The organism is Marinoscillum sp. 108 (assembly GCF_902506655.1).
Lineage (GTDB): Bacteria > Bacteroidota > Bacteroidia > Cytophagales > Cyclobacteriaceae > Marinoscillum > Marinoscillum luteum.
This window is the reverse complement of sequence record NZ_LR734811.1, coordinates 1-23,652: the sequence shown is the minus strand read 5'-3', so window position 1 is coordinate 23,652 and position 23,652 is coordinate 1. Positions and strand designations below refer to the sequence as shown.

25 protein-coding genes are annotated in these 23,652 nt (G+C 40.1%); 24 read left to right on the top strand and 1 reads right to left on the bottom strand.

Annotated features, from left to right (window positions below; translation table 11 throughout):
• Positions 1–25: 25 nt before the first annotated feature.
• The 23 genes from GV030_RS15380 (at position 26) to GV030_RS15270 (ending at position 22,074) form a co-directional block, all read left to right on the top strand.
• Positions 26–1,213, top strand: coding sequence for a hypothetical protein (locus GV030_RS15380; RefSeq protein WP_159583907.1), 1,188 nt, complete (start codon positions 26–28; stop codon positions 1,211–1,213).
• Positions 1,152–2,054, top strand: coding sequence for a glycosyltransferase family 2 protein (locus GV030_RS15375; protein WP_159583905.1), 903 nt, complete (start codon positions 1,152–1,154; stop codon positions 2,052–2,054). Before GV030_RS15380 ends, GV030_RS15375 begins: the two co-directional genes overlap by 62 nt.
• Positions 2,051–3,007 (top strand): glycosyltransferase family A protein, encoded by a 957-nt coding sequence (locus tag GV030_RS15370; RefSeq protein WP_159583903.1) that lies wholly within the window; start codon positions 2,051–2,053, stop codon positions 3,005–3,007. The genes GV030_RS15375 and GV030_RS15370 overlap by 4 nt, the downstream gene beginning before the upstream one ends.
• Positions 3,004–4,182 (top strand): glycosyltransferase family 4 protein, encoded by a 1,179-nt coding sequence (locus GV030_RS15365; protein ID WP_159583901.1) that lies wholly within the window; start codon positions 3,004–3,006, stop codon positions 4,180–4,182. The genes GV030_RS15370 and GV030_RS15365 overlap by 4 nt, the downstream gene beginning before the upstream one ends.
• 142 nt (positions 4,183–4,324) lie before the next feature.
• Positions 4,325–4,927, top strand: coding sequence for a methyltransferase domain-containing protein (locus GV030_RS15360; protein WP_159583899.1), 603 nt, complete (start codon positions 4,325–4,327; stop codon positions 4,925–4,927).
• Positions 4,920–5,867, top strand: coding sequence for a glycosyltransferase family 2 protein (locus GV030_RS15355; protein WP_159583897.1), 948 nt, complete (start codon positions 4,920–4,922; stop codon positions 5,865–5,867). Before GV030_RS15360 ends, GV030_RS15355 begins: the two co-directional genes overlap by 8 nt.
• Complete coding sequence (locus GV030_RS15350; protein ID WP_370519075.1) at positions 5,864–6,715, top strand: alpha-1,2-fucosyltransferase; 852 nt, start codon at positions 5,864–5,866, stop codon at positions 6,713–6,715. The genes GV030_RS15355 and GV030_RS15350 overlap by 4 nt, the downstream gene beginning before the upstream one ends.
• Positions 6,708–7,508 carry a sulfotransferase domain-containing protein gene (locus GV030_RS15345; RefSeq protein ID WP_159583893.1) on the top strand — a complete coding sequence of 267 codons (801 nt, stop codon included), beginning with the start codon at positions 6,708–6,710 and terminating at the stop codon, positions 7,506–7,508. Before GV030_RS15350 ends, GV030_RS15345 begins: the two co-directional genes overlap by 8 nt.
• Before the next feature lie 14 nt (positions 7,509–7,522).
• Positions 7,523–8,422 (top strand): hypothetical protein, encoded by a 900-nt coding sequence (locus GV030_RS15340; protein ID WP_159583891.1) that lies wholly within the window; start codon positions 7,523–7,525, stop codon positions 8,420–8,422.
• Positions 8,422–9,246, top strand: a complete 825-nt coding sequence (locus tag GV030_RS15335; protein WP_159583889.1) for a glycosyltransferase family 2 protein — start codon at positions 8,422–8,424, stop codon at positions 9,244–9,246. Before GV030_RS15340 ends, GV030_RS15335 begins: the two co-directional genes overlap by 1 nt.
• A gap of 1 nt (position 9,247) precedes the next feature.
• Positions 9,248–10,141: a glycosyltransferase family 2 protein gene (locus GV030_RS15330; protein ID WP_159583887.1), complete on the top strand. Its 894-nt coding sequence runs from the start codon at positions 9,248–9,250 to the stop codon at positions 10,139–10,141.
• Positions 10,138–11,271, top strand: coding sequence for a glycosyltransferase family 4 protein (locus GV030_RS15325; RefSeq protein ID WP_159583885.1), 1,134 nt, complete (start codon positions 10,138–10,140; stop codon positions 11,269–11,271). The genes GV030_RS15330 and GV030_RS15325 overlap by 4 nt, the downstream gene beginning before the upstream one ends.
• On the top strand, positions 11,268–12,143 hold the full coding sequence (locus GV030_RS15320; protein WP_159583883.1) for a glycosyltransferase: 876 nt from the start codon (positions 11,268–11,270) through the stop codon (positions 12,141–12,143). Before GV030_RS15325 ends, GV030_RS15320 begins: the two co-directional genes overlap by 4 nt.
• Before the next feature lie 7 nt (positions 12,144–12,150).
• On the top strand, positions 12,151–13,110 hold the full coding sequence (locus GV030_RS15315) for a class I SAM-dependent methyltransferase (RefSeq protein ID WP_159583881.1): 960 nt from the start codon (positions 12,151–12,153) through the stop codon (positions 13,108–13,110).
• A gap of 17 nt (positions 13,111–13,127) precedes the next feature.
• The gene (locus tag GV030_RS15310; RefSeq protein WP_159583879.1) at positions 13,128–14,336 is read left to right on the top strand and encodes a glycosyltransferase; all 1,209 of its coding nucleotides are present in this window, start codon (positions 13,128–13,130) and stop codon (positions 14,334–14,336) included.
• Positions 14,337–14,347: 11 nt separating this feature from the next.
• The gene (locus GV030_RS15305) at positions 14,348–15,202 is read left to right on the top strand and encodes an ABC transporter permease (protein WP_370519074.1); all 855 of its coding nucleotides are present in this window, start codon (positions 14,348–14,350) and stop codon (positions 15,200–15,202) included.
• A 2-nt stretch (positions 15,203–15,204) separates the two neighbouring features.
• Positions 15,205–16,419 carry an ABC transporter ATP-binding protein gene (locus tag GV030_RS15300; RefSeq protein ID WP_159583875.1) on the top strand — a complete coding sequence of 405 codons (1,215 nt, stop codon included), beginning with the start codon at positions 15,205–15,207 and terminating at the stop codon, positions 16,417–16,419.
• A 10-nt stretch (positions 16,420–16,429) separates the two neighbouring features.
• Complete coding sequence (locus GV030_RS15295) at positions 16,430–17,065, top strand: sulfotransferase (RefSeq protein WP_159583873.1); 636 nt, start codon at positions 16,430–16,432, stop codon at positions 17,063–17,065.
• Positions 17,066–17,096: 31 nt separating this feature from the next.
• Complete coding sequence (locus GV030_RS15290; RefSeq protein ID WP_159583871.1) at positions 17,097–18,170, top strand: DegT/DnrJ/EryC1/StrS aminotransferase family protein; 1,074 nt, start codon at positions 17,097–17,099, stop codon at positions 18,168–18,170.
• Between the two features lie 3 nt (positions 18,171–18,173).
• Positions 18,174–19,376, top strand: a complete 1,203-nt coding sequence (locus GV030_RS15285; RefSeq protein ID WP_159583869.1) for a hypothetical protein — start codon at positions 18,174–18,176, stop codon at positions 19,374–19,376.
• Positions 19,373–20,074, top strand: coding sequence for a WbqC family protein (locus GV030_RS15280; RefSeq protein WP_159583867.1), 702 nt, complete (start codon positions 19,373–19,375; stop codon positions 20,072–20,074). The genes GV030_RS15285 and GV030_RS15280 overlap by 4 nt, the downstream gene beginning before the upstream one ends.
• The gene (locus tag GV030_RS15275) at positions 20,071–21,090 is read left to right on the top strand and encodes an NAD(P)-dependent oxidoreductase (RefSeq protein WP_159583864.1); all 1,020 of its coding nucleotides are present in this window, start codon (positions 20,071–20,073) and stop codon (positions 21,088–21,090) included. Before GV030_RS15280 ends, GV030_RS15275 begins: the two co-directional genes overlap by 4 nt.
• A gap of 48 nt (positions 21,091–21,138) precedes the next feature.
• Positions 21,139–22,074, top strand: coding sequence for a glycosyltransferase (locus tag GV030_RS15270; RefSeq protein ID WP_159583862.1), 936 nt, complete (start codon positions 21,139–21,141; stop codon positions 22,072–22,074).
• Here GV030_RS15270 and GV030_RS15265 read toward each other — a convergent pair.
• Complete coding sequence (locus tag GV030_RS15265; protein ID WP_159583860.1) at positions 22,071–22,874, bottom strand: sulfotransferase domain-containing protein; 804 nt, start codon at positions 22,872–22,874, stop codon at positions 22,071–22,073. The two genes, GV030_RS15270 and GV030_RS15265, sit on opposite strands and share 4 nt — an antisense overlap.
• Before the next feature lie 427 nt (positions 22,875–23,301).
• Here GV030_RS15265 and GV030_RS15260 point away from each other — a divergent pair.
• On the top strand, positions 23,302–23,652 hold a 351-nt coding region (locus GV030_RS15260), incomplete at its 3' end, for a hypothetical protein (protein ID WP_159583858.1).

Below are 23,652 nucleotides of genomic sequence, written 5' to 3'. Positions count from 1 at the left end.
ATATCTGAAAATATTTGGAGCCGTAATGGTGGGTTTTATTTTTGAGTTTTACTACGGGTATGGTGGAGATACATTTAATTATTACTTTAAGCCTGGGGTGATTATTGCCAATAGTTTTTTTGAATCCCCGATGGCATGGTTCAGGCTTGTTTTCGGGCCAACAGAATATCATCCCGATACCTATCAGTATGCTTCCAGGATTTTTACCTTTGGGGATGCCCCCACATACTTTATTGCTCGTATTGTGGGTTTTTTTGGGGTTGTTTGTGGTGGATCCTACTATTCTATAGCCATTTTTTTTGCGGTGCTAAGTTTTAGCGGAGTGTGGGCATTGTTCAATGCATTCTGCACCCTTTATCCAGCTTTGGTCAAACAATTGGCTGTAGCTTGTTTATTTATTCCATCATTATGGTTTTGGGGATCTGGAATACTAAAGGACCCCATCACACTTTCTGCTTTGGGTTGGATAGTTTATGGGGTGTTTGGTGTGGTTTTTCAAAGGCGCTATTCGATTTCGATGGTATTAATTTTTATCGTGTCGTTTTATATCCTCTATACTATCAAGATTTATATTTTGATGTGTTTGATTCCGGGGATTATGGTAATGGTTGGATTTGCCAGCATGAAGAGAATTGACAATTGGGCCCTCAAACTATTAATTGTTCCATTTATAGTAATCATAGTAATTTTTGGAGGGTTTTTTTCCGTTCAGGAAATATCAGAAGATAATCAAAGGTATTCATTGGATGCAATAGCCTATACTGCCGAAGAGACTGCCAAATGGTTGGAGTATGTGGGCGAGCAACAGGCTGGGTCGGTATATACATTCGGAGATTATGATTTCTCCACGGGCGGGATGATAAGGAAGGCTCCAATGGCCGTGTTTACAGGGCTTTTTCGGCCAGTAATTTGGGAAGTACGCAATCCTGTCATGCTGTTGTCTGCATTGGAGAGTCTTTTTATGATCGTTCTGTTGATCAGGGTTATTTGGAAAATTGGCCTTTCGCGGTTTTTTAGCCAGATATTTTCCAACCCAGTGGTAGGGTTTTGTATGGTTTTTTCACTGGCATTTGCATTCGCTATCGGAATTTCCACCTATAATTTCGGATCTTTGGTTAGGTACAGGATACCTCTAATTCCGTTTTTCATCATTGGCCTTTATCTTATTAGTGAGGGACAAAACTTCAGGAAAAGGACTGATAGCCGTGCCTGATAAACCTACAATATCGATAATCATCCCTACTTTCAATGCGGAACTTACTCTGAGAAGTTGCTTGGATTCTGTTTGCCACCAATCCTATTCGTCTTATGAGGTACTGTTGATTGATGGGAACAGCACGGACCGAACGTTAGAAATCATAGAGGATTATAAGGGATATGGAGTTAAATGGATAAGTGAGAGCGATACGGGTATTTATGACGCCATGAATAAGGGCGTTGCCATGGCCAGTGGGGAGTGGTTGTATTTTCTGGGTTCGGATGATCAGTTGTACGAGAATGCCCTCTCTGCAATTGCTGACCACCTTTATTACCCGAAAGTCCATTTCGTTTATGGAGATGTCTTTTTCAAGCATTCTGGGAGGAGATATGGATTTGAATATACGAATGAAAAGCTGGCGGAGCGAGTCATTTGTCATCAGGCTATATTTGCTCACAGGAGTTTGTTTGTGCGGTGCGGTTTATTTGATCAGCGCTATAAAAGTTGTGCGGATTATGCATTCATGATTAAGGCTTTTGGTTTGAATCCGAACCATAATTTCTATACGAATGAGCCAATTGCCGTTTTTGATGAAAGAGGCTTTAGTGCTGCTCATTTGGATTTACCGTTCCTTAGGATTAAGCACAAATTGTGTAAGACTCATTTGGGGATAGATTCTAATAATGAAGCTTATTTTGAACACTTAAGCAAAGAGGGCAATCATGAGATTGAAGCGGGCTCAATGATGACTGGTATTAAGATGAGCATTGTTTCAGTATTGTTGGGTAGAAATAAAATGAGGAAACTGCTTGATGTATTGTATGTTTTGAAGAAGAGGTTCTTTAGAAAATCATGAGTAAATATCCCTTGGTTTCAGTCATTATCCCTTGTTATAACTATGCGAGGTATCTCCCGGAGTGTCTGGATAGTGTGCTGGCACAGAGCTATCCCAGTTGGGAGTGCATTATAGTAGATGATGGCTCGGAGGATGACACCAGGAAAGTAGCACTGGAATACGCTAAAAAGGACTCAAGAATTAGCTATTTGTTCCAGAAAAATTCAGGACCCAATGCCGCCAGAAATCTGGGATTGGAAGTGTCAAAGGGGGATTTCATTCAATTACTGGATGCCGATGATATGCTGGAGCCTGACAAGATCCGTTATCAAGTTGAAATCCATCGTATCAATCCCCATGTTGATATTGTTTATTCACATCACCGGATTTTTGGTGAATCTTTCAACGGGCACAAAAACCAGGTAAGATCATTTGATACTCCCGAGGTATCAGGATCTGGGGTGGAGATTGGCCGAACTCTGCTCAAAGGACCCTTTACAATTAATTCCCCCTTGATACCGAAAGAACTTTTTAGGAAAGTCGGGTTGTTTAACCCGGATTTTCGATATAATGAAGACTGGATGTTTTGGTTATCTTGCCTGAATGCGGGATGTAAATTCATCTTCAATAGTCAACCCGGAGGGTTGGCCTTAGTGAGAAGACATGAAAATAACACAAGTAGTAATTTGTGGAATACCTATTATTATCGGATAGTGATGAGAAGGGAATTTAGCAAGCATTCCCCCTTTTTCGAGTTGGTCAATCTCAATTTGGAGTACCTGAATTCTGATATAGATTTTTTGATGAACATTGCTATCGATACGCTCAAACTAGACTACCAAAAAGGGGTAAAAAAGGTATTTCAAGCATTCTTGATCAAACCCGGTGTGAGGTATCTACTCTATCTGGTGGTTGCAGTTTTTAATGCGTACTGGTTAGCTAATATTCTAAGACAAAAGTCCTTTCGAAATTGAATAAATCTGGCACCCACAAAAAAATATTGATCTCGATTAGTACACTTGAAGTAGGAGGGGCTCAGACCTTTGCGCTCAAGTTGGCCTCAATATTGAGTGAGAATTCTCAGACGGAAGTTTACTTTTTTGTCTGGAATGGAGATAAGGTAGAGACTCAAATGTTGAATACGCTCCTCTCGAAAAAAGTTAGATATTATGACCTAAACCGCTTTCACCTAATTAATTACCTTGGGTGGAAATTGAATGCACTTGAAGAATCGAGTGGCAAATCACCTTCGATTCGCCAAAAGATGATTGGTCTTTTGTTTAAATATATCATTTGGAAACACCGGGTTGACGTGGTCCATTCTTTTTTATATCCTTCTGATTTGAATTGTGCGAAGCACTTGCATTCATCCGTTCCACTCGTGGTTACCGAAGAAGGGGACTATCTATTGAGAATGAGAAAGGGTGAGGAGATTGATGAGATTGTCATAGGGAGAGTGAATAGCTGGGTGGCTGTATCAGAGTTTGCTAAGAGGAAATTAGCCAGCTATTTAGCTTTGGATCCGAAAAGAATAAAGCTTATTTACAATGGTCTGCCATTTGTTCCAGTGAAAAATGAAGAACAAAAAGATAAGGATTCATTTGTAGTGGGGATGGTTGCCAGAGGGCATCAGAGCAAAGGTTGGGAGGCGCTGATTTTGGCATTTTTAGGTGCCAAAAAGAGAGTCCAGAGACAAATGAAGCTGGTTTTGGTGGGGGAGGGCACCTTTTTGGACCAGTTAGCCAAAACCTATGGTGATCAAGAAGGAATTGTTTTCACAGGCTATAGTTCAAATCCGGGGCTTTATATTGCTGGTTTTGATATCGGGGTGCTACCTTCCTTTTTTGAAGGAGAGACATTTGGTATTTCTGTGCTGGAGTATTTGTCCAATGGTAAGCCGGTGATTGTCACGGACTGGGGTGGATTGCCAGAAGTAATGCAAGATGGTGAGCATTATGCAGGCTATGTGGTGGGATTTCACGATGATGGAAAACCAAATATTGGGGAAATTGAAGATGCCATTGTCAAAATGGCATCTGACCCAGAGGTTTATGCCGATTTAAGAAGAAATATCGACAAAGTGATCTCACGATTCGACTGGAAATTAATTAGTGCTGAATATCAGGAAACCTATCAAAAGTTAATTTAGTTGCACTATGTTCAATAGATTGAAGAAGTATCCAATAATCGTCCATGTGGTACGGAGTGTAAGGCTTTTATTGGGACAAACCCCGGAAAAATTGTCCCAGCGCTTTCACATAAGCCGTCAAGACCAATTGATTCAAGATTACATGTCCTCAAGCAGTCCAAAAAAGCTACAAATTGGTGCGCAAGGCAATTCCATAAATGGCTGGCTCAATGCAGATATTGAGCCTAAGGCAAACCATGTGGTCTACATGGACGCTACCAAGACTTTTCCATTTGGGGACAATACGTTGGATTACGTTTTTGCTGAACACATGATCGAGCATATACCCTATGGGGACGCAGATTTTATGATCAAGGAGTGTTTTAGAGTTCTGAAGCCTCAAGGAAAAATCAGGATTGCAACCCCTAATCTGATGGGTGCCATCCAGGTTTTGCAAAATCCTGATACCCCTGAGCACAAAGAATATATAGACCATTATTATAATCTATTCATTGATCAGGGTGTTCCCAGAGATCCCGCATTTGTGGTGAATAAGCTGTTCTATGGCTTTAAGCATCGGTTCATTCACACTGAGTTCACATTAACTCATTTGCTTGAGACGAATGGATTCAATCATGTCAGGAAGTATGAGGTGGGAGAAAGTAATGACCCGGAGCTAACAGGTGTGGAGCAGCATATGAACGAAATGGGATTGGTGCCAAATAAGGTTGAAACAATTGTGATGCAGGCACAGAAGAATGGCTAAGGTTTCTATTTTAATTCCAGTTTACAATACTCAGGATTTCATTGCTGAGTCCATCGAATCTATACTGAATCAAACTTATGGAGATTTTGAATTGGTAATTGTAGACGACTGTTCTACGGATGATACATATAGCATTTGCCAGCGGTATGCCTCATCGGATTCCAGAATCAAGCTTTTCCGGAATGAGAAAAATCTTGGAATGATGCCAAACTGGAATTATGGGATGTCCCTCTGCACAGGGGATTACTGGGGTAAGTTGGATGCCGATGACTGGTGGGATCCGGAAATGATCGAAGTATGCGTCAATATATTAGATGTTCAACCGGAAGTGGGGTTGGTCTGTGCAGGTCATGATATTATTAATGAATCGGGAGAAACAATGAACGATCAACCCTTGCCAGCTCCTGATCAGTTTATGAATCAAGCATTTTCCTGCGTAGACTTGGTCAAACAGGGCCCCCATGGGTTTTTATCTTATCCCGTGATGAAGCAGGGTATTGGGTTGATGAGAAGGGGCTTGATTGAAAAAGTGGGTAATTTTATGGAGTTTCACTGGGGCGACACTGAAATGTGGTTTAGAATCGGAGCTCATTCGCAAACCTATTATGTAGACCGCATACTTCATCACCATCGTAAATGGTCGGACAGCGATACGGTGAAAATCATCTCTCAAAATATGGACACAATATATTCTGGGCTCTATAAGACACGGATGCAGGTGGTCAATTATTATTTTCAACACGGTCTTGTGTCAGAGCATGAACTTATGGATTTTAGGAAAATCACAATATTTGAGCATAACAAGTATTTGATCTCCAAGTTTCGCAAAGAATCAAGCTATCTTCATATGGGGAAGTGTCTGTTCTTATGCTTATTTAGTTTTCCTCGGCGTACCTTCTTAGAAATACTTCATTTGGATCGAATTTTCTTCTTCAGATGATCATAATCAATTCCAGAGGCCAGCTGGGTAATCAGCTCTTTCAATACGCATTTGGACTAGCCACTTCCAGACACTTGAAGACACCCTTTTTGATTACTAAAATTGATCTAAAGGATGACTTGCAATATTTTGTAGGTCCGTCAAGAAATTTGGGTTATTTGTTAAAACGAATATTACACCCGCGGTTGTACAATTTTATGCTTCGATGTATGTGGGGGGGAGTACTGAAAAAAGAGGTAAATGTTAGTAATTGGGATCACCCCGATTCGGCTAAACCCTTGCTTGAGCGTGGTGCATTTTTTATTGGCTATTTTCAATCAAGTTTGTTTTTTGAGTCGCATCGGAATCTTATTGTAAACAGTTTCAGAGTAAGACCAAAATATGTCATGGCGTTTGATAAACTATACGCCAATAAGTTAAGGAGAAGAAAACTTCTGGTCATTCATGTAAGGAGGGGAGACTACCAACACTCAGGCAATGAAAAGCTTGGGTACGATCTGAGTTTGCCAGTTCAGTATTATGAAATGGCAAGGAGCTACATTGATGGAATTGATCAATACTACAAGGTGGTGGTCACAAATGATGTGGCCTATTGTGAGAAAAACCTGACAGGGTGGGGAGCGCATGAGATTGTGCAAAATGAAGCGATTATTGATTTCCAGCTGATTCAATTTGCAGACGTAGCGATCATTTCAAATAGCACTTTTGCCTGGTGGGCAGCATATTTGAATAAGAAGGAAGACCGGCAAGTTATAGTTCCAAAGTACTGGCTGGGGTTCAAAGTGAAACGTGAGTACCCTGTGGCTGTCATTCCCGAGGGGTGGCATCAAATAGAAATTGATGGATAAAATTAAGTTGTACGTGATAGGGTATCCCAGATCAGGAAATACCTGGGTGACCAGGCTATTTGCCCATCTTTATAACTTGGAAGTAAAGGTGGTGATGGGAAACCACGAAATAGCGACAGAGATAAATGATCGAATTTCCTCAGACTCTAAAAACGGCTTTATAGGGAAGGGTCACTATACCATAGATAATTTTAGACAGATAGATTCTGACCCGGAAAGAGTGATTTATTTATCCAGAGATTTTCCATCAGTAGCCATTTCATCATTCTTTTATTTTTATGAGTCCCCTGATTTTCAGGAATACTATAGGTTGTTTAGATGGACTGACCTCCTTCTGAAGCCAAAGAAAATTTTCGTATACAGGAGAAATAGAAAAAGGTTAAATACATTTATTGAAGACTTATTACTCAATGGAGTCCCGTGGTTTGGAACCTGGACAAATCACCTTGAAGGGTGGAAATCTAATAGCCTGAAAGGAGCCTGTTGTTTTTCTGATTATAATCAACTTGTCTCGAATACCCGGAGTGAAGTTGAGCGAATAATTAAGGAACTTCAACTCCCCAAATTGGAGGAAGGAATCATTGATATGGCGATTGCAAGTGAGTCATTCGATTTAATGAAAAAGAGAAATTCGACCGATCAGCGGAAAGGAGAAGGCAGATTAATGTATAGAAAAGCAGACCCTACGGATTGGCGGAATTACTTAGATGATGAGTTGCTGGCACGCATCGAAGATCATCTGCGCGGGGATGCTTCACCAAATGCGCATTTTACTCCATCTGGGGCCATGTAATTTCAATCTGTACCATGATAAAGACCGGATTTTGTGTTTCTTATGACTGGGAGTTTCTCAAGAATTCTCTGCCTCGGGTTTATGAAAGCTCTGATGTGATTTGTTTGGCTATAGATAAGAACAGAAGATCCTGGTCTGGCGAAAAATATGATATCGAGGACGATAAATTTTATGCTTTTGTAGAGTCAATTGATAAAGATAAAAAGATCATTCTTTATGAAGATGACTTTTCTTTGAGCTCACTTGATTCAAGAGGAAACTGCAACAGACAGAGGATGATGATCGCTAATCGCCTGGGTATAGGGGGGTGGCATGTTCAGGTGGATAGTGATGAGTATTTTCTTGATTTTAAAGGCTTCACGGAATACCTTATTCAGCTAAATCCCAATCCTTCTGGAGCTGAAAAGCCCTTTAATGTCTTGGCGAATTGGATACCACTTATCAAGAAACTTGATGAGGGCTTTCTGATGGTTGATTTCGGTGGGGAACTCCCGGAAATGGCTCCTTTCGCCACTACCTGCCCAAATTATGAAAGAGCGAGACACAATGGTTATTTTAATAGGTTGTCACCTTTTTATGTTCTCCATGAAACCTGGGCGAGGGGTGAAGCAGAACTGTGGTATAAGCTTAATAATTGGGGACATGCTTCAGAGGAGTTGTCTGCTCAGGAACAAAAAATGAGCTATTTCGAGTGGTGGAAATCACTTAATGTGTCGAATTACCAAATGGCCCAGAATGTCCACCCTGCCAATCCCCCCGAATGGCCTGCGTTAACTTTGGAGAAAGGTGCTAATATCGACGAACTTATTGATCATATGAAAGCCCCGATTTTCCCACTGTCTTCATTTCGATTGGCCGTCCGAAATAATAGAAATATCGCACGCATTATGCATTGGATTAAGTGGTTGTTTTAATGGACGTTTCTGTTATCATCGTTAATTATAATACACTAGACCTTACCAAAGGTGCTATTCAGAGCGTATACCAACGAACACTGGGGTGCTCATTTGAAATCATTGTGGTGGATAATCATTCAGACGAAGACCCATCCGATATTCCAAGAGCATTTAAGGATGTTAAATTTATTCAGAGTCATAAAAATGTCGGGTTTGCAGCGGGTAATAATTTAGGAATAGAACAGGCTTCGGGCGATTACATATTGTTGCTCAATAGTGATACCCTACTCAAAAATGATGCGATTTCTTTGGTATTCAATTACCTTAGGTCGAATTCGGATGTGGCCGTGGCTTCAGCCAAACTTGAGTATCCCGATGGGGTAATCCAACATGTCTGTCAGCGATTTCCAGGGCTAAAGTATCAGATGATAGAACTTCTTCGGTTGCAGAAATTTTGGTCCAAAGAGAAACGAGCTACCGTCCTTTTAGGTGCTTTTTTTGATCATAAAACACCATGTTTTGCGGATTGGGTATGGGGAACCTTTTTTATGTTTAATAGGGAACTTCTCAAGCAGTTTCCCAATGGTAAATTACAAGAGACCTTCTTCATGTACCAGGAGGATGTGGAGTGGTGTCTTCACTTTAGTAGACTGGGTTTTAAGATAGCCTATCGGCCAGAAGCTGAAGTGATTCACATGATGGGAGGCAGCAATGGACCTAAAAATGCGATGATGAAAAAGAATGAGGAGATCTTCTTAAAGATGCATTATAGTCCTTGGGAGATCTTTCTTATTCGTGGTTTGGAGAGAATGTTGAAACTGTCTAGGTTAACCAAAAGTTAAATTGGAAATAAGTGTCATCATACCTTCCTTTAATGGCTTGGCTAAACTCCCTGGCCTTCTGAGTTGTCTAATGAAGCAATCTGTCGGGAATTTTGAAGTGTGGGTGATAGTGGATGGCTCTACTGACGGAACCGAGGAGTATCTAAGCAGTCTGGAATTTGAAAACACGTTTAATTTGAACTACAAAGTTCAGCCCAACCGGGGACGATCTGCTACTAGAAATCAGGGTGCTCGACTGGCCAAGGGGAAGTTGCTTTTATTTCTGGATGATGATATGGAGCCAGATGCTCACTGTCTCGCAGCACATTTGGCTCACCATCAGAAATTTACCGGTTCTGTATTGGTGGGTAATCAAATGGAGGATTCTAGCATTTTGAAAACAGATGTTCAGAGGTATAAGGCGTTTTTAAGTCGCAAATGGTTGAATCAGCTTCATACAGATGCTAGCGGAAGATTAGTTCAGCCTTTTATTACGGCAGCTCATTTTTCTATTTCAAAAGAATTATTTCAAAGAATAGGTGGCTTTGATGAATCTCTAACGGATGCTGAAGACCGAGAACTGGCCGCTCGTTGTGTTCAGGATAATATTCCAATTCATTTTGATAAAAAAATCAACGCATGGCACAATGATTTAATCACAGCCAGATCCTACAGTAAGCGATTGCATGAATACGAAAAAGCTAATAGTCAGCTGCAATTATTACACCCCGAGTTTTTTACAAGTAAAGAGAAACGATTTAGCAGTCTTCAAAAAATTGTTTATGCTTTTTTCGGTCAATCAATATGGATATGGATGATCGACCATTTTAACGTGTTCATGGTACTCCCCTTGAAACTGCGCTATCTGGTTTATGATTGGGTTTTTACAGGGAGTTCATACCTTAAGAGCAGATGAGGATAGGTGTAACATACATTGTCTCTAACATCAACAAATCACTTGCTTTTGAGTGGATAGCTAAAGATCTGGATCATGACAAGTTCAAACTTTCCTTTATTCTTCTCAATGATCATTCCTCTGATCTGGAAAAGTATCTGATCTCCATTGATATTCCTGTGAAAACCATGAAGATTTTGAGCTTCTGGTCTAAAATCCTGACCTTCCTGAGGCTAACCCTATATTTTCTAAAGCAAAAACCGGAAATCGTTCATGCTCACCTTTATGAGGCTGGATACATGGGAATCACAGCAGCCTGGTGTGCCGGTGTTAAATGCAGAATTTATACCAGACATTATTCTACACTGCATCATCATTATTTTCCCAAAGGGAAATTGGTAGACAGTTGGATCAATCGGAGGGCAACCAAGCTCATTGCTGTTTCAGAAAACGTCCGCCAGGTCCTTACAGGACTTGAAGGTGTGCCAGCATCTAAGGTAAAGGTGGTGCATCATGGCTTTGAATTATCTGGTTTTAGTGAGGTGTTGGAGCGCGATGTGGCGGCACTTCGTGAAAAGTACACTATTCCAAAAGAATCATTTCCGGTGGTGGGCATGATTAGCAGGTACACACACTGGAAGGGTATTCAATTCGCTATTCCGGCGTTCAGAAAATTGTTGCAGATTTACCCAGACGCGATTTTGATTTTGGCAAACGCAAATGGTGATTATAAGAAGGAAATAGAAGATATCCTGGACAAAACTCTTGAAGAAAGGAACTATAGGGAAATTGCTTTTGAGGCTGACATTCAGTCATTATATCAATTGTTTGATGTGTTCGTTCATGTGCCTATAGATAACCACTCAGAGGCTTTCGGGCAGATCTACGTGGAGGCCATGGCTGCCGGAGTGCCCTCTGTTTTCACTTTGTCCGGGGTGGCTGGAGAGTTTGTGATACATAAAGACAACGCACTGATCGTTGACTTTCAGTCTGAAGACGCCATTTTCGAAGCCTTAAAAGAGCTCCTTGGAAATTCAGAGTTGAGAAATCAAATAAGTATAAGTGGGAGCGCTACTGTGAAGGAAAGTTTTTCACTTAAGAAAATGATCAGTTCCTTGGAAACTACTTATCAGACCCAATTGGGAATATGAGCAACCTTTTGAACCCCGATGTTTCGGTAATCGTGCCATGTTATAACGGTGAGGATTATATTTCTGAAACCATTCAGTCCGTACTGGATCAGAGTTATGAGTCTCTCGAATTGATCATAGTGGATGATGGGTCATTGGATCGCACTGGGGATGTCGTAGCGCAATGCAGTGATGCAAGATTGAGGTATTTCAGAACCAAAAACTGTGGGGTGAGTCATGCCCGGAATTTTGGTATAGGGATGGCGAGAGGGGAGTTCATCGCCTTTTTAGATGCAGATGATCTTTTCATGCCCGAAAACCTTTCGGTGAAGATTGGTTTTTTGAGGGAGCACCTTGATATGGATTTGGTACATGCTCCTGAAATCATTTTTGATGGTAATACTGGAGCGCACCAAAGGGTGTCGTCAGGACTGGGAGGTACAGTTCTTTCGGAGTTACTTTTGTTGGATACAACGGTAATTCATAGTCCCTCTAGTGTCCTTGTGCGAAGGAAACTCCTTGCAGCGACTGGTCTGTTTGACGAACGACTTTCAGTATCTGCGGACTGGGATATGTGGGTGAGGATGGCATTAGTAACTCCTTTTGGATTTCTGGGCTCGCCTTATACTAAATACAGACTTCATCAAAATCAGATGCATAGTAACATAGGTCAGATGGAGAAAGACATGAGTACTTCGTTTGATAAGTTACAAACTCTTGGAGTCTGGAGAAACAAAAAAGCGTTGAGGAGGAGTAAGGCTAAATTGTTTTTGACGCTTTGTCTTTGTTATATCAAGGATGATACACGTTTCTTAAGGTCACTCCATTTTCTTTTAAGGTCCTTGATTAATACACCGTCGGTGCTGTTTGTTTATCTTCGCAAGAGATTCTAATAATCAAATGCAATTAATAAACCCAAACACATCCGAAAGACTTACACTTCGGGAGAATCACCTGATTGATGAAACAGGAAAGGAATTTGAACTGGTAAGCGGAGCCTATAGATTTGTAGAACCGGAGAATTACACTAGTAATTTCGGCTTTCAATGGAACAAGTTTGGGGATTTGCAGGTAGATACCCTTTCGGGAAGCGGAATCACATCAGAGCGTTTTTTTAAAGCTACAAAATGGACACCGGCACAGTTGAAGGGTAAAATAGTACTGGAGGCGGGATGTGGAGCCGGAAGATTTACTTCGGTGATTTTGAACGAGACCGAAGCTGAGTTATATAGTTTTGACTATTCTGATTCCGTGTCTGCCAATTATAGGATGAATGGTCCGAATGATCGTCTTCATCTATTTCAGGCCAGCATTTATGAAATGCCCTTTGCTGAAGATTCATTTGACTATATTTTTTGTTTTGGTGTATTGCAGTTTACACCTGATCCTATTTCTTCACTCCAATCCCTGATAAAGGTGTTGAAGCCAGGTGGGCAATTAGTAGTAGACTTTTTTCCTAAGAAGGGCTGGTGGACGAAGATCCATGCCAAATACATTCTTAGACCTTACACATCGAAATTATCAAATGAAAGGCTATTGAAGGCCATCGAGAACAATATTGATTGGTTGATGAAAACCTATCGCTTTTTCTCTCGTCTTGGACTCAACCGTGCTGTAAACAGGTTTCTGCCTATCTGTGATATTGACAATACAATTCCCAAAGGGTTGGCTAAAGAAAAACTGAGGCAATGGGTGGTATTGGATACATTTAACATGCTTTCACCGGCCTTCGATAATCCACTTAAGATGGAAGAGGTAATTGATACCTTTAGAAAAGGGGGACTGAGCGAAATAGAGGGAGAAGTGGTTCCTTATTCTGGGGGTCAAAATCATGTGAGTGTAGTGCGAGGCATCAAATGAGAAAGCATGTGGTGTATTTGACCTATGATGGTCTTACAGATCCACTGGGACAGTCTCAGGTACTTCCTTATATTTTAGGGGTGGAAGCTATGGGGATTCATAGGTTTACCATAGTGAGTTTTGAGAAACCTGAAAATTTCGAAAAGGAGAAAGGTGTTATCCAAGATTTGATTAGGGAAAGGCAGATTAGGTGGATTCCGAATACTTACCACAGAAATCCTCCGATCATTTCTACGTTGTTTGATGTGATTCGCCTGTGGAAGAAGGTAAGGGAATTAGTCACTAAGGATTCAGCCGAGATCGTTCATTGTAGGAGCTATGTAACAGCGCTTGTTGGTCTTCAGACTAAAAAAAAGTTTGGAAGCCAATTTATTTTTGACATGCGTGGTTTTTGGGCGGATGAACGTGTGGAAGGCGGAATTTGGAATCTAAAAAACCCGGCATATCGATTAGTCTACAACTACTTCAAAAGAAAAGAAAGGCTCTTTCTTAGGGAGGCTGATCATGTGGTGACGCTCACATTTAAAGCGCGCGATATTATAAACTCTTGGGCTATAAAACCTGGAGATTTACCGGTTACTGTTATTCCTTGCTGCGTGGATATGGATCACTTTGATCCAGAGAAGGTGGATCCTGACCATCTGAAGGAGTTACGTGAAGACCTCAGGATAGGGCCAGATGAATTTGTATTGACCTATGTAGGTTCACTCGGTACATGGTACATGGTGGAAGAAATGGTCATGTTTTTCAGCAAAATGTTAAATTCTCAGCCATTGGCTAAATTCCTATTACTAACTAAGGATGATCCGGAGGGTGTTTTGCGAATTGCCAGAAGGCTTAAGATTCCCTTGGATAGCATCATGATCAGACCTGTCTCCAGATCTCAGATGCCGGCGCATATAGCACTTTCCAGTTTTTCTATTTTCTTTATCAAGCCTGTGTTCTCAAAGCAGGCGTCTTCCCCCACTAAGATGGGCGAAATTATGGCCATGGGAGTGCCCATTATAGCAAACAAAGGCATTGGAGATTCGGATAATTATATTTCAAGGGAGATGGGGGTAATGGTTGATGTAGAGGGCCCGGCAGAGATTAATGTAAGTTCACAGAGGTTATTGGCGTTTTCAGCGAATAGTAACTTGATAAGGAATAGATGTAAGGCCGTTTTTTCATTAGATGTGGGCGTAGATGCCTATTTTAGCATTTATAATTTTCATTCTGTCAAATAGATTATTTCAATTTGGATAAGCCTCAGGAAATTCATATTTACGAACCGGAATCCCAATTGCATCACCCGCTGAGATTGTTAAGGTCAATTCTGATAGGATTTTCTGAGGGTAAATTTCTGGCTTGGCGATTGTTTAGAAGGAACATTAGCGCGATGTACAGGCAATCTTTCTTAGGGTTGGCTTGGGCGTTTATTCCACCGATTATGAGCACTCTGTTTTGGGTTTTCCTGAGAGGTCAGAACGTTTTTACGGTAGATGACACTCCAATCCCATATATAGTGTTTGTATTTACGGGTACTATTCTCTGGCAAATCTTTCTGGATGCTCTTAATACCCCGCTAAAGGTCATACAACAAGCTAAGTCAATGCTGGTTAAAATCAATTTCCCGAGAGAGGCGATATTACTCTCTGGGTTTTATGAGATTGTATTTAACCTTCTCATCAAGTTAGTGCTATTGATATTCGTTTTCGTGTTTACAGGTATGCATTTCCACGTCAGTGCTTTCGCTGGCCTCATTGGCATATTGACGATCATTTTTCTGGGGTTTACATTTAGCCTGATCCTGGCTCCGATATCCTTGCTATACGGTGACGTACAGAAGGGGATAGCCATAATTACTCAGTTTTTATTCTTTCTTACTCCCATTATTTACCCAATGCCTAAAGGAGGAATGATTGCAGTGGTGGCCAGAATTAATCCGGTAGCAACCATCCTTGACGAGTCACGAACATGGCTGGCAATAGGATACAATGGGGTGAGTGCTGATTTTATATTAATATTTGGTCTGTCATTATTAGGGATGGTATGCGGGTTGATATTGTTTAGACTCTCCTTGCCACATCTTATTGAACGAATTGGGAGCTAATTATGGAGAATAGAGGATCAGGAGAAATACTCATCAAAGCCGAAGGAGTTTCGAAAAAGTTCTGTAAAAGTCTAAAACGATCCTTGTGGTATGGCATGAAGGATATTGGTTTTGAGCTGATAGGTCGCGATCGGAATAGAACATTACGGAAGGAAGAATTTTGGGCTGTAAAGGATGTTTCTTTTGAACTTCGCAGGGGTGAATGTCTTGGATTAATAGGTCATAATGGAGCTGGAAAAAGCACATTACTTAAGATTTTGAATGGGTTGATAAAACCGGATACTGGTAGAATAGAGATGAGAGGTAAGGTTGGTGCCCTGATTGAATTGGGAGCTGGATTTAATCCTATTTTGACAGGGAGGGAGAATGTTTTCATCAATGCTGCGGTTCTGGGGTTTGATAAAAAGGAAATTGAAGAGAAGTTTGATGAAATCGTTGAGTTCGCAGAATTAGAAGAATTTATTGATACACCTGTCCAAAATTACAGTTCAGGCATGAAGGTTAGGTTGGGTTTTGCTGTTGCAGCTCAACTGGAGCCCGACATTTTAATTATTGATGAGGTTCTGGCTGTAGGGGATATTGGTTTTAGGTTAAAATGCTTGAACTTATTAGACAGACTAATTGCAAATTGCTCGGTCATTTTTGTTTCCCATCAAATGCCCCAGGTTTCCAGACTTTCAAATCAACTGATGTTGCTGGACCACGGGAAGGTGGTATATACGGGGAGCAATGTACCCTCCGGGATAGATCAGTATTACAGTATGATGAGCACCAAGGGTCTTGAGTTCATTAATACTGAGGGGGGGGTGGAACTTTTGCAAATTGGTATCCAGAATGCTCAACTGACGCAGGGCACCCTTAGTGTTAATCATGGAGATGATCTGGTGGTGGAAATAAGACTCAAAATTTCCAACCAGTATGCAAATCCGAAAATACATTTAATTGTGTTTGATTTGGAACAGCGACCCATTGGTTTGATTTGGCCAAAAGAGGATATTCCGAATGACAAGATTACGAGAATAGATTCTGAGTTTAGTGAAATTCATTTGAACCTTAAAACTGACCATATTAATCTATCTAAGGGGATTTACTCCCTTACTCTATCCGTAACCAATGATGGGGAGAGAGTTTTGAGAATATCTTCTGTTCTGACATTTCAGATTTTATCAGACAGAGATATTTGGCAACCCATCGAGTTTGAATCCTATTGGTCTTAACGTCAAAAGCATGTTCGGAAGGTATTCTCAAGCAAGGAAGATTTTTTGTGTTGGTCTTAACAAGACAGGTACCACCTCGCTGAAATTCGCTCTTGGTGAGCTCGGATTCAAAGTGGGTGATGAGGAGAAGGCCAAGGGTTTACTAGATAGTTGGGCTATGAGAGATTTCCGTCCAATAGTGAAATATTGTAAAAGCGCTGAAGCCTTTCAGGATTCACCCTTTTCATTTCCCTACACTTACGTTGCGCTGGATCAGGCATTTCCAGGGAGTAAGTTTATTCTAACGGAAAGGGATGATCCGGATCAGTGGGTTTCCTCCCTAATCAATTTTCATGGAAAGTTGTGGGCAAACGGACAAACACCCACCAAAGAGCACTTGCAAGCTGCATTCAACTCATCACCAGGAAGACCTTGGAAGGTGAATAGGCTTTTATTTGACACTCCCGAGAGTGATCCATACAACAGGGAGATTTTGATTCGGTTTTACAATGAGTATAACCGTGGCATTAAGGACTACTTCAAAGAGCGGAAAATGGATTTGTTGGTGATCAATTTGAATGATAAATCTAGCTATAATAAGTTTTGTTCGTTTCTCAGTGTTAATCCTGTGAGGGAAGTTTTCCCAAAACTTAATTCAAGTCATTAGTATATAATTTCCATTTTACTAAAAGAGTCCAATGATTCCTATTACACAGCCCTTCCTGCCAAAAAAGGACGAATATCAAAAATATATCAACGAAATATGGGAGAATAATTGGTTAACGAACAATGGACCTAATGTTCGCCAATTGGAGGATAGACTAGCAAAATACCTAAAAATTAAGGAGATGTTGCTAGTGAATAATGGAACCATTGCTTTGCAATTGGCTATCAAAGTTTTGGGGATGAAACGTAAGGTCATTACCACTCCCTTTAGTTATGTGGCCACTACCAGTAGTTTGGTGTGGGAAGGGTGTGAGCCCATTTTTGTTGATATTGACCCAGATTCATTGAACATTGACCCAGAGAGGGTTGAGGAAGCACTTGGTCATGGGGTCGATGGGATTCTTGCTACTCATTGTTTTGGAAATCCATGTGATGTTGAATCTCTTGAATTTTTAAGTGAGAGCAGGGGAAAAAAACTTATTTTTGATGCAGCACATGGGTTTGGTTCGAAATATAAGGACAAATCATTGTTTGAATATGGAGACATAAGCATATCTAGTTTTCATTCCACTAAGTTATATCACACCATTGAGGGAGGTGGAATCTTCTCTAAAGATGAGAGATGGCTCGAAAAGGTTGCGTTCATGAGAAATTTTGGTCACGACGGTTCAGAAAAATTCCAAGGCATTGGAATCAATGGGAAAGTCAGTGAATTCCATGCAGCCATGGGTTTAGTAAACCTGAACTATATTGATGAAATACTCCTCGATCGTAAGAAGTTGAGTGTTTTTTATGATACATTATTGCAGCACTCTGGAGTTAGAAGGCCTATCGTTAGTTCAGCCGGAGAATCTAACTTCTCTTATTATCCCATAATTTTTGAGAGTGAACGAATTTTACTCGAGGTAAAGAAAAGACTAGAAGAAAGTGATATTTTTCCAAGGAGGTATTTTTATCCGGCTTTAAATAGTTTGGACTATGTGAAAAGCCAATCTTGTCCTATAGCCGAGGACATCTCAAAAAGAATTTTATGTCTCCCTATGTATTATGGGTTGACCGAGAGTGATCAAGAAAAGATTGCTGAGATTCTTCTAAAGGCTCTTTAAGGTATGAAAAAGATTAGCACATTAGCAAGGAGCCTGTACCATCTCAATCTGAGAAAGATATTTTCGCATTTTGGTATACATAAAATCCTCAAAGAGCATTTGGCAAAAGAACAGTCATCAGTGACCAAATTGAGTAAACCAATTAAGCCGAGAAAAACTGAGAAGGCAATCCGCTATATCCATATCGGATATCCAAAATCTGCTTCTACAGCACTTCAGAGAGGTTTTTTTGGTAGGCATCAGCAACTTCTACACTTGGGATGTGGAAATGATAGTGTGAAGGGTTACTGGGATGACCATGGATACATTGATAAGCATGTGAACATGGCTCTTGAGATAGATCTGAGATTCAAAAACGATCTTTCCTATGATCAAGCTCAAGTGAAGGGGATTTTTGAAAATTATTTCCTTCAGTCTGACAGTAATAAAATGGTAAGCGCGGTTGGTATCTCCAATGAAAACATTTGCTTCAACTGGCACGGAGGTATAGATACAACAACCAAAGCCAAAAGGTTATTTGGAATATTCGAATCGGGCACAAAAATTCTAATGGTTGTTAGGAGACAGACTGATTTGATCCGCTCACTTTATAAGGAAACAGTCAGGTTTGGGTATAACGGAAGTTTTGATGATTACCTGAAATACATATGGCAGTATCAGGATAGAAATTTTCTGAGTGATTTGAATTATGATCGGGTTTTCAATTTATATGCTCATCTTTTTGGCCGAGAGAATATAAAAGTCTTCTTTTTCGAGGAAATGAGAGAAAATTCGAAGCAATTCCTCAAAAGAATTTCAAATGAATTAGAATTGGATGATAGGATCACCCATGTCGAATCGGAGTATAATGAGCAGCTTACAGACCGGGAATTAGCCATTAAGCTTGAGCTCAACAGGAGATTCCCTCATTCTTTCGAGAGTGGCTTTTTGCATCCTTTTGACACCCACCGATTTATTCCTTATTATACCGATTTCCTGAGGGAACCCAGGGTTGATAACGAACATTACATAGATTATCATTTCAGAAACAGTCTTTGTGATTTGTCAAAAAAATTAGCACCCATTTTAGATATAGATGATATTAACTTATCCTGGGAGTCTAATTATGGTGGATTGATAAAGGACTTACTCAATGCTTCCAACCAGAATTTCAAAACACTGACTGGTGATTCTCTGCTGGAAAAGTATAACTACCTTAGTTTATGAAATTAGCAATAATGCAACCCTACTTCTTTCCATATTTGGGTTACTTTCAGCTAATACATTCATGTGATAGCTTCGTCTTTTATGATGATGTTCAGTACATAAAGGGGGGCTGGGTTAACAGAAACAGGATTCAGTATAGAGGTGAAGTACGATACATTAATGCCATGATTGAGGGGGCATCTGCCAATAAGAGGATTAATGAATTACAAGTAGTTGAAAATATTAGATGGAAGGATAAACTATTGAAGAATATTGAATCGTGCTACTATAGAGCACCACAGTTTGATCAGGTTTTTCCGCTTATTTCTGAAATAGTTAACACCCCATTCAGGAGCCTTTCGGAGTTCAATATCAACGGCTTAAAGAAGTTATGCAAGCATCTTAGTATTGATAAAGAGTTCATTGTGTCCTCAGCAGCGTGGGATAACGACCATCTGAAAGGATTAGATAGAGTGTTGGATATTTGTAAGAGATTAAACTGTGATTTTTATATTAATGCGTCTAACGGCAGAATCCTTTATAAAAAAGAGGACTTTGAGCGTGAGCATATAAGATTGGCATTTATAAAAATGAAAGACCTAACCTATAATCAGTCCAATACGCAGTTCTCAGATAATTTGTCAATCCTAGACGCCATGATGTACAATGATGTTACCAGTATGGGCCATTTATTAAGAAGTTATACATTAGAACAATGAAGGAGACGATCGTAATCTTGGGTGCTTCTGGCACACTTGGTACTTATCTGGTAGATGAATTGTCCAAAATGGGACAGTATAGATTGGTTGTTTGTGGCAATAGAAATCTTAATGAGGCCTACTATCAAAGGCTGGGAATTGAAACAGCAAAGATTGATATTAGGCAGAAGGCTGCTTTTGAGGCCTTACCTACATCTAACGTCAAAGCTGTGGTCCAAATAGCCGGAGTGATGCCCTCCAGAATGGAAGGGTATGAGCCTTCGCTTTATCTTGAAACCAATATACTTGGATCCTTCAATGTTCTGGAATATTGCAGAGTTCATAATGTTGAGAAATACATCTTTACTCAATCTCATTCAGACGTTGCTGGTTTTTGGAATACCGGCAAGGCAATACCACCAGATGCTTCAAGGAGACTCAACTTAAAAGGGGATCATGCGGTTTACATCATTAGCAAGAATGCCGCGGTGGATCTTTCTGAACACTATTTTCAGGATTTCGGGATAAAAAATGTAATTCTCAGGCTTCCAACGATTTACAGCTATAGGTCATTCTCAGAAATGTATGTGGATGGAAGGAGGGCAATCATGGCATATAGATTCTTAATTGATGAGGCTAAAAAAGGGAGCCCTCTTGAAATTTGGGGAGACCCAACAATTTCAAAGGATATAGTTTATGTGAAAGATTTTACTCAAATGGTGGTTAAGGCCATTTCTAGTGAAAATTCGAGAGGTTTTTATAATGTTGCTACTGGGAAAGCCACCTCCTTGGAAGAACAAGTAAGAGGTGTGGCTAAAGTATTTAACCCAACAGGGAGGAGTTCTGAAATTATCTATCGCCCTGAAAAACCCAGTCAAACCTCGTACCTATATGATATTGAAAATGCCAAAAAAGATTTGGGGTACGAACCAAAGTATAATTACTTACAGCTTCTCGAAGATATGAAACTTGAGATGGAGCTTGGACGATTTGAGCACATAGATGAAGCAAGGTTAAACTACAAATCGAAGCAGTAGTGTTTAATATGGTAAATACATATAAGTGCTGATAACCAGGAACTAGTAATGATGAATAAGCCCTTAGTGAGTATTTGCTGCATTACTTTTAATCATGAAGAGTTCATCAGAGATACAATCTCCGGTTTTTTAAGCCAAGTCGTGGATTTTGAGATTGAAATTCTCATACATGATGATGCCTCGACTGATCATACAGCTCATGTCATTCAGGAATTTGAAAAGAAGCACCCTGGGCTTATCAAACCTATTTATCAGACGGAGAATCAATGGTCTAAGGGGATTAGAGCCTCGCCAACGTACCTATGGCCCAAGGCTAAAGGGAAATATATAGCTCTTTGCGAAGGAGATGACTACTGGACTGACCCCTCTAAGCTTCAGCAACAGGTTGACCTATTAGAATCTAACTCCGATTATATAATTTCTTGCCACAATGTTTTGGAGCGCCGGGATCAGGAATTGAATTTATTTAATTCTGAAGGGAAGATTGTGAAAGAAGAGTTTCAAATCGAAGATTTATTTTCACCTTGGTTCATCCCAACATGCAGTGTGGTTTTTAGAAAGCCTCCGGTAATTGTTTTGCCAGATTGGTACCTCAATTCTCCACATGGGGATTTGGGATTGTATTTTACTTTAATGAGGAATGGGGGTAAAATCCACTATAATGATACTCCCATGGCTGTTTATAGAAGACATCCAGGAGGTGTTTCAAGTAGATTCACCAAAGGTAAACTCATACTCAGTCTTTCATACTTGTATACTTGTGTAAACATTTCTTTTGACAACAAATATACTGATGCAGCCACAGCCGGAATTGAGGAGATTGTTGATCTGATGAATGCGGATAAGTACTTGCGGGTATTGTCAGATCCACAAAAAATAGCCTCGGTAACCCCCTTCAGAGGCCTCATGAAGGCACTGATTATTAAAATGAGAGTTTACTTAAGGAAGATAGGCCTTCGCTTATCTAGAAAAACTTCTACCTAGGTTTTGTAATCCCAATTCCAGTTGGTGTCTAGTAGGTCGAACAGCTGTTTATTGAAAGGTTCAAAAAATTGATGAAGCGCCTTCATTTCTTGTTGGTATTGGTTTTTATCATTAATCTGACTTTTGTTTGAGGTTATATTTTCCAGCTTGGCATATGGGATTCCAATGAAATTTAATATTTCTCTAATTGTAGGGTCAAAATCATTTTTTAAACTAGCACTCTCAATGGCAAGCAGTTGTTTCCTAGGGAAAAACTTTAAGAAATTCTGAATCTGATTAACATAAATCCCTCTTTTTAAATAGGATCTAAAATCACTGTAGTAGTCCGAAGTTTGAAGGTGATTTAGTTCATAATGAATGGCTTGTGAAAAACTTCTTGGATCATGGCGACTACTTAGCTGGTTTGAAAAATGATGGTGGTACATGGTCCAGGCGGAGAAAGCTCTTTCGACAGGGTTTCTGAGTAGTATAATTAATTTTAGTTTGGGGTTGTATGAATATAATCTTTCGGCAGCTTTAGGGTGAAACAGGTAGAGTGGAGAAGCTTCGAAAACCTTTGCTCCTTTTGGGATTTGATGTGGTAGAGGAAAGTAACTATGGTATTCTTCCAGTTTGTTCTGCTCATACCATTCGTCATTGTCAAAATAGTGCACTTCTTTTTGACTTGATCCATAAAGTAGTGAATGCTGGTTTAGGATATTGAATAGACCTGAGGTACCACCCTTCTGGGTTCCAATGATTATAAATTGTGGTTTAGAGCAATAACCAAGCTTTAATAGAAACGGCTTTAAGAAATCCATAGTGACTCATTTGACCTTCAACCTTTTTAACTACTCCAAAATCTGCTAACGAGCAATTCTTTCGTTAGGGACTTCAATAGTGGTGAATAGTACCTTATTTATAGTGAATTAGCTTCAGTTCAACGAAACAACTTGATAGTGTCGCATTAATTATTCTTAAATTGCAATTAAATAACCCTTGTTTAAGGGCAAATTTATGCGGTATTCTTGCAAACCATTTTGGGTAGTGAGTTTTGCCTTGGTGGCAAATCTAAATTTTTTCACTTCATACGGCCAGTGTATATCTCCCGATTTTGATGTTGACTCTGATTTATGTGTTGATCAGAGTCTGGAAGTCAGCAATCACTCTAGCGAAAGTGCTCAGTTTGAGTGGGATTTTTGCGCTGGAGAAATGAGCCTAATTCCGACGAAATCTATCATTTCTACAATGGGTAGCTCTTTACCTATTGATCAGACGGTGCAATGGTACAATGACAAATATTATCATTTTGTTTCAGATAGAAACGGAAATAAAATCTATCGGGTGGTATATTCAAATACAGCCACTGTAACCAATCTAGGTAACCCATCCGGGTTATTATCCTCACCAGATAGGATATTGCTTCACGAAGAGGGAGGTCATTGGTATGGGTTGATGACCAATGACCAGGCGACTAATAATTTAATATTTCTTGATTTTGGAGTTACTCTGGATAATACACCCACCGCAACAAGTTTGGGTAACTACGGGGGCAAGTTGAATCGGCCGAGGGGGATGTCACTTCAGGAGTCAGGAGGA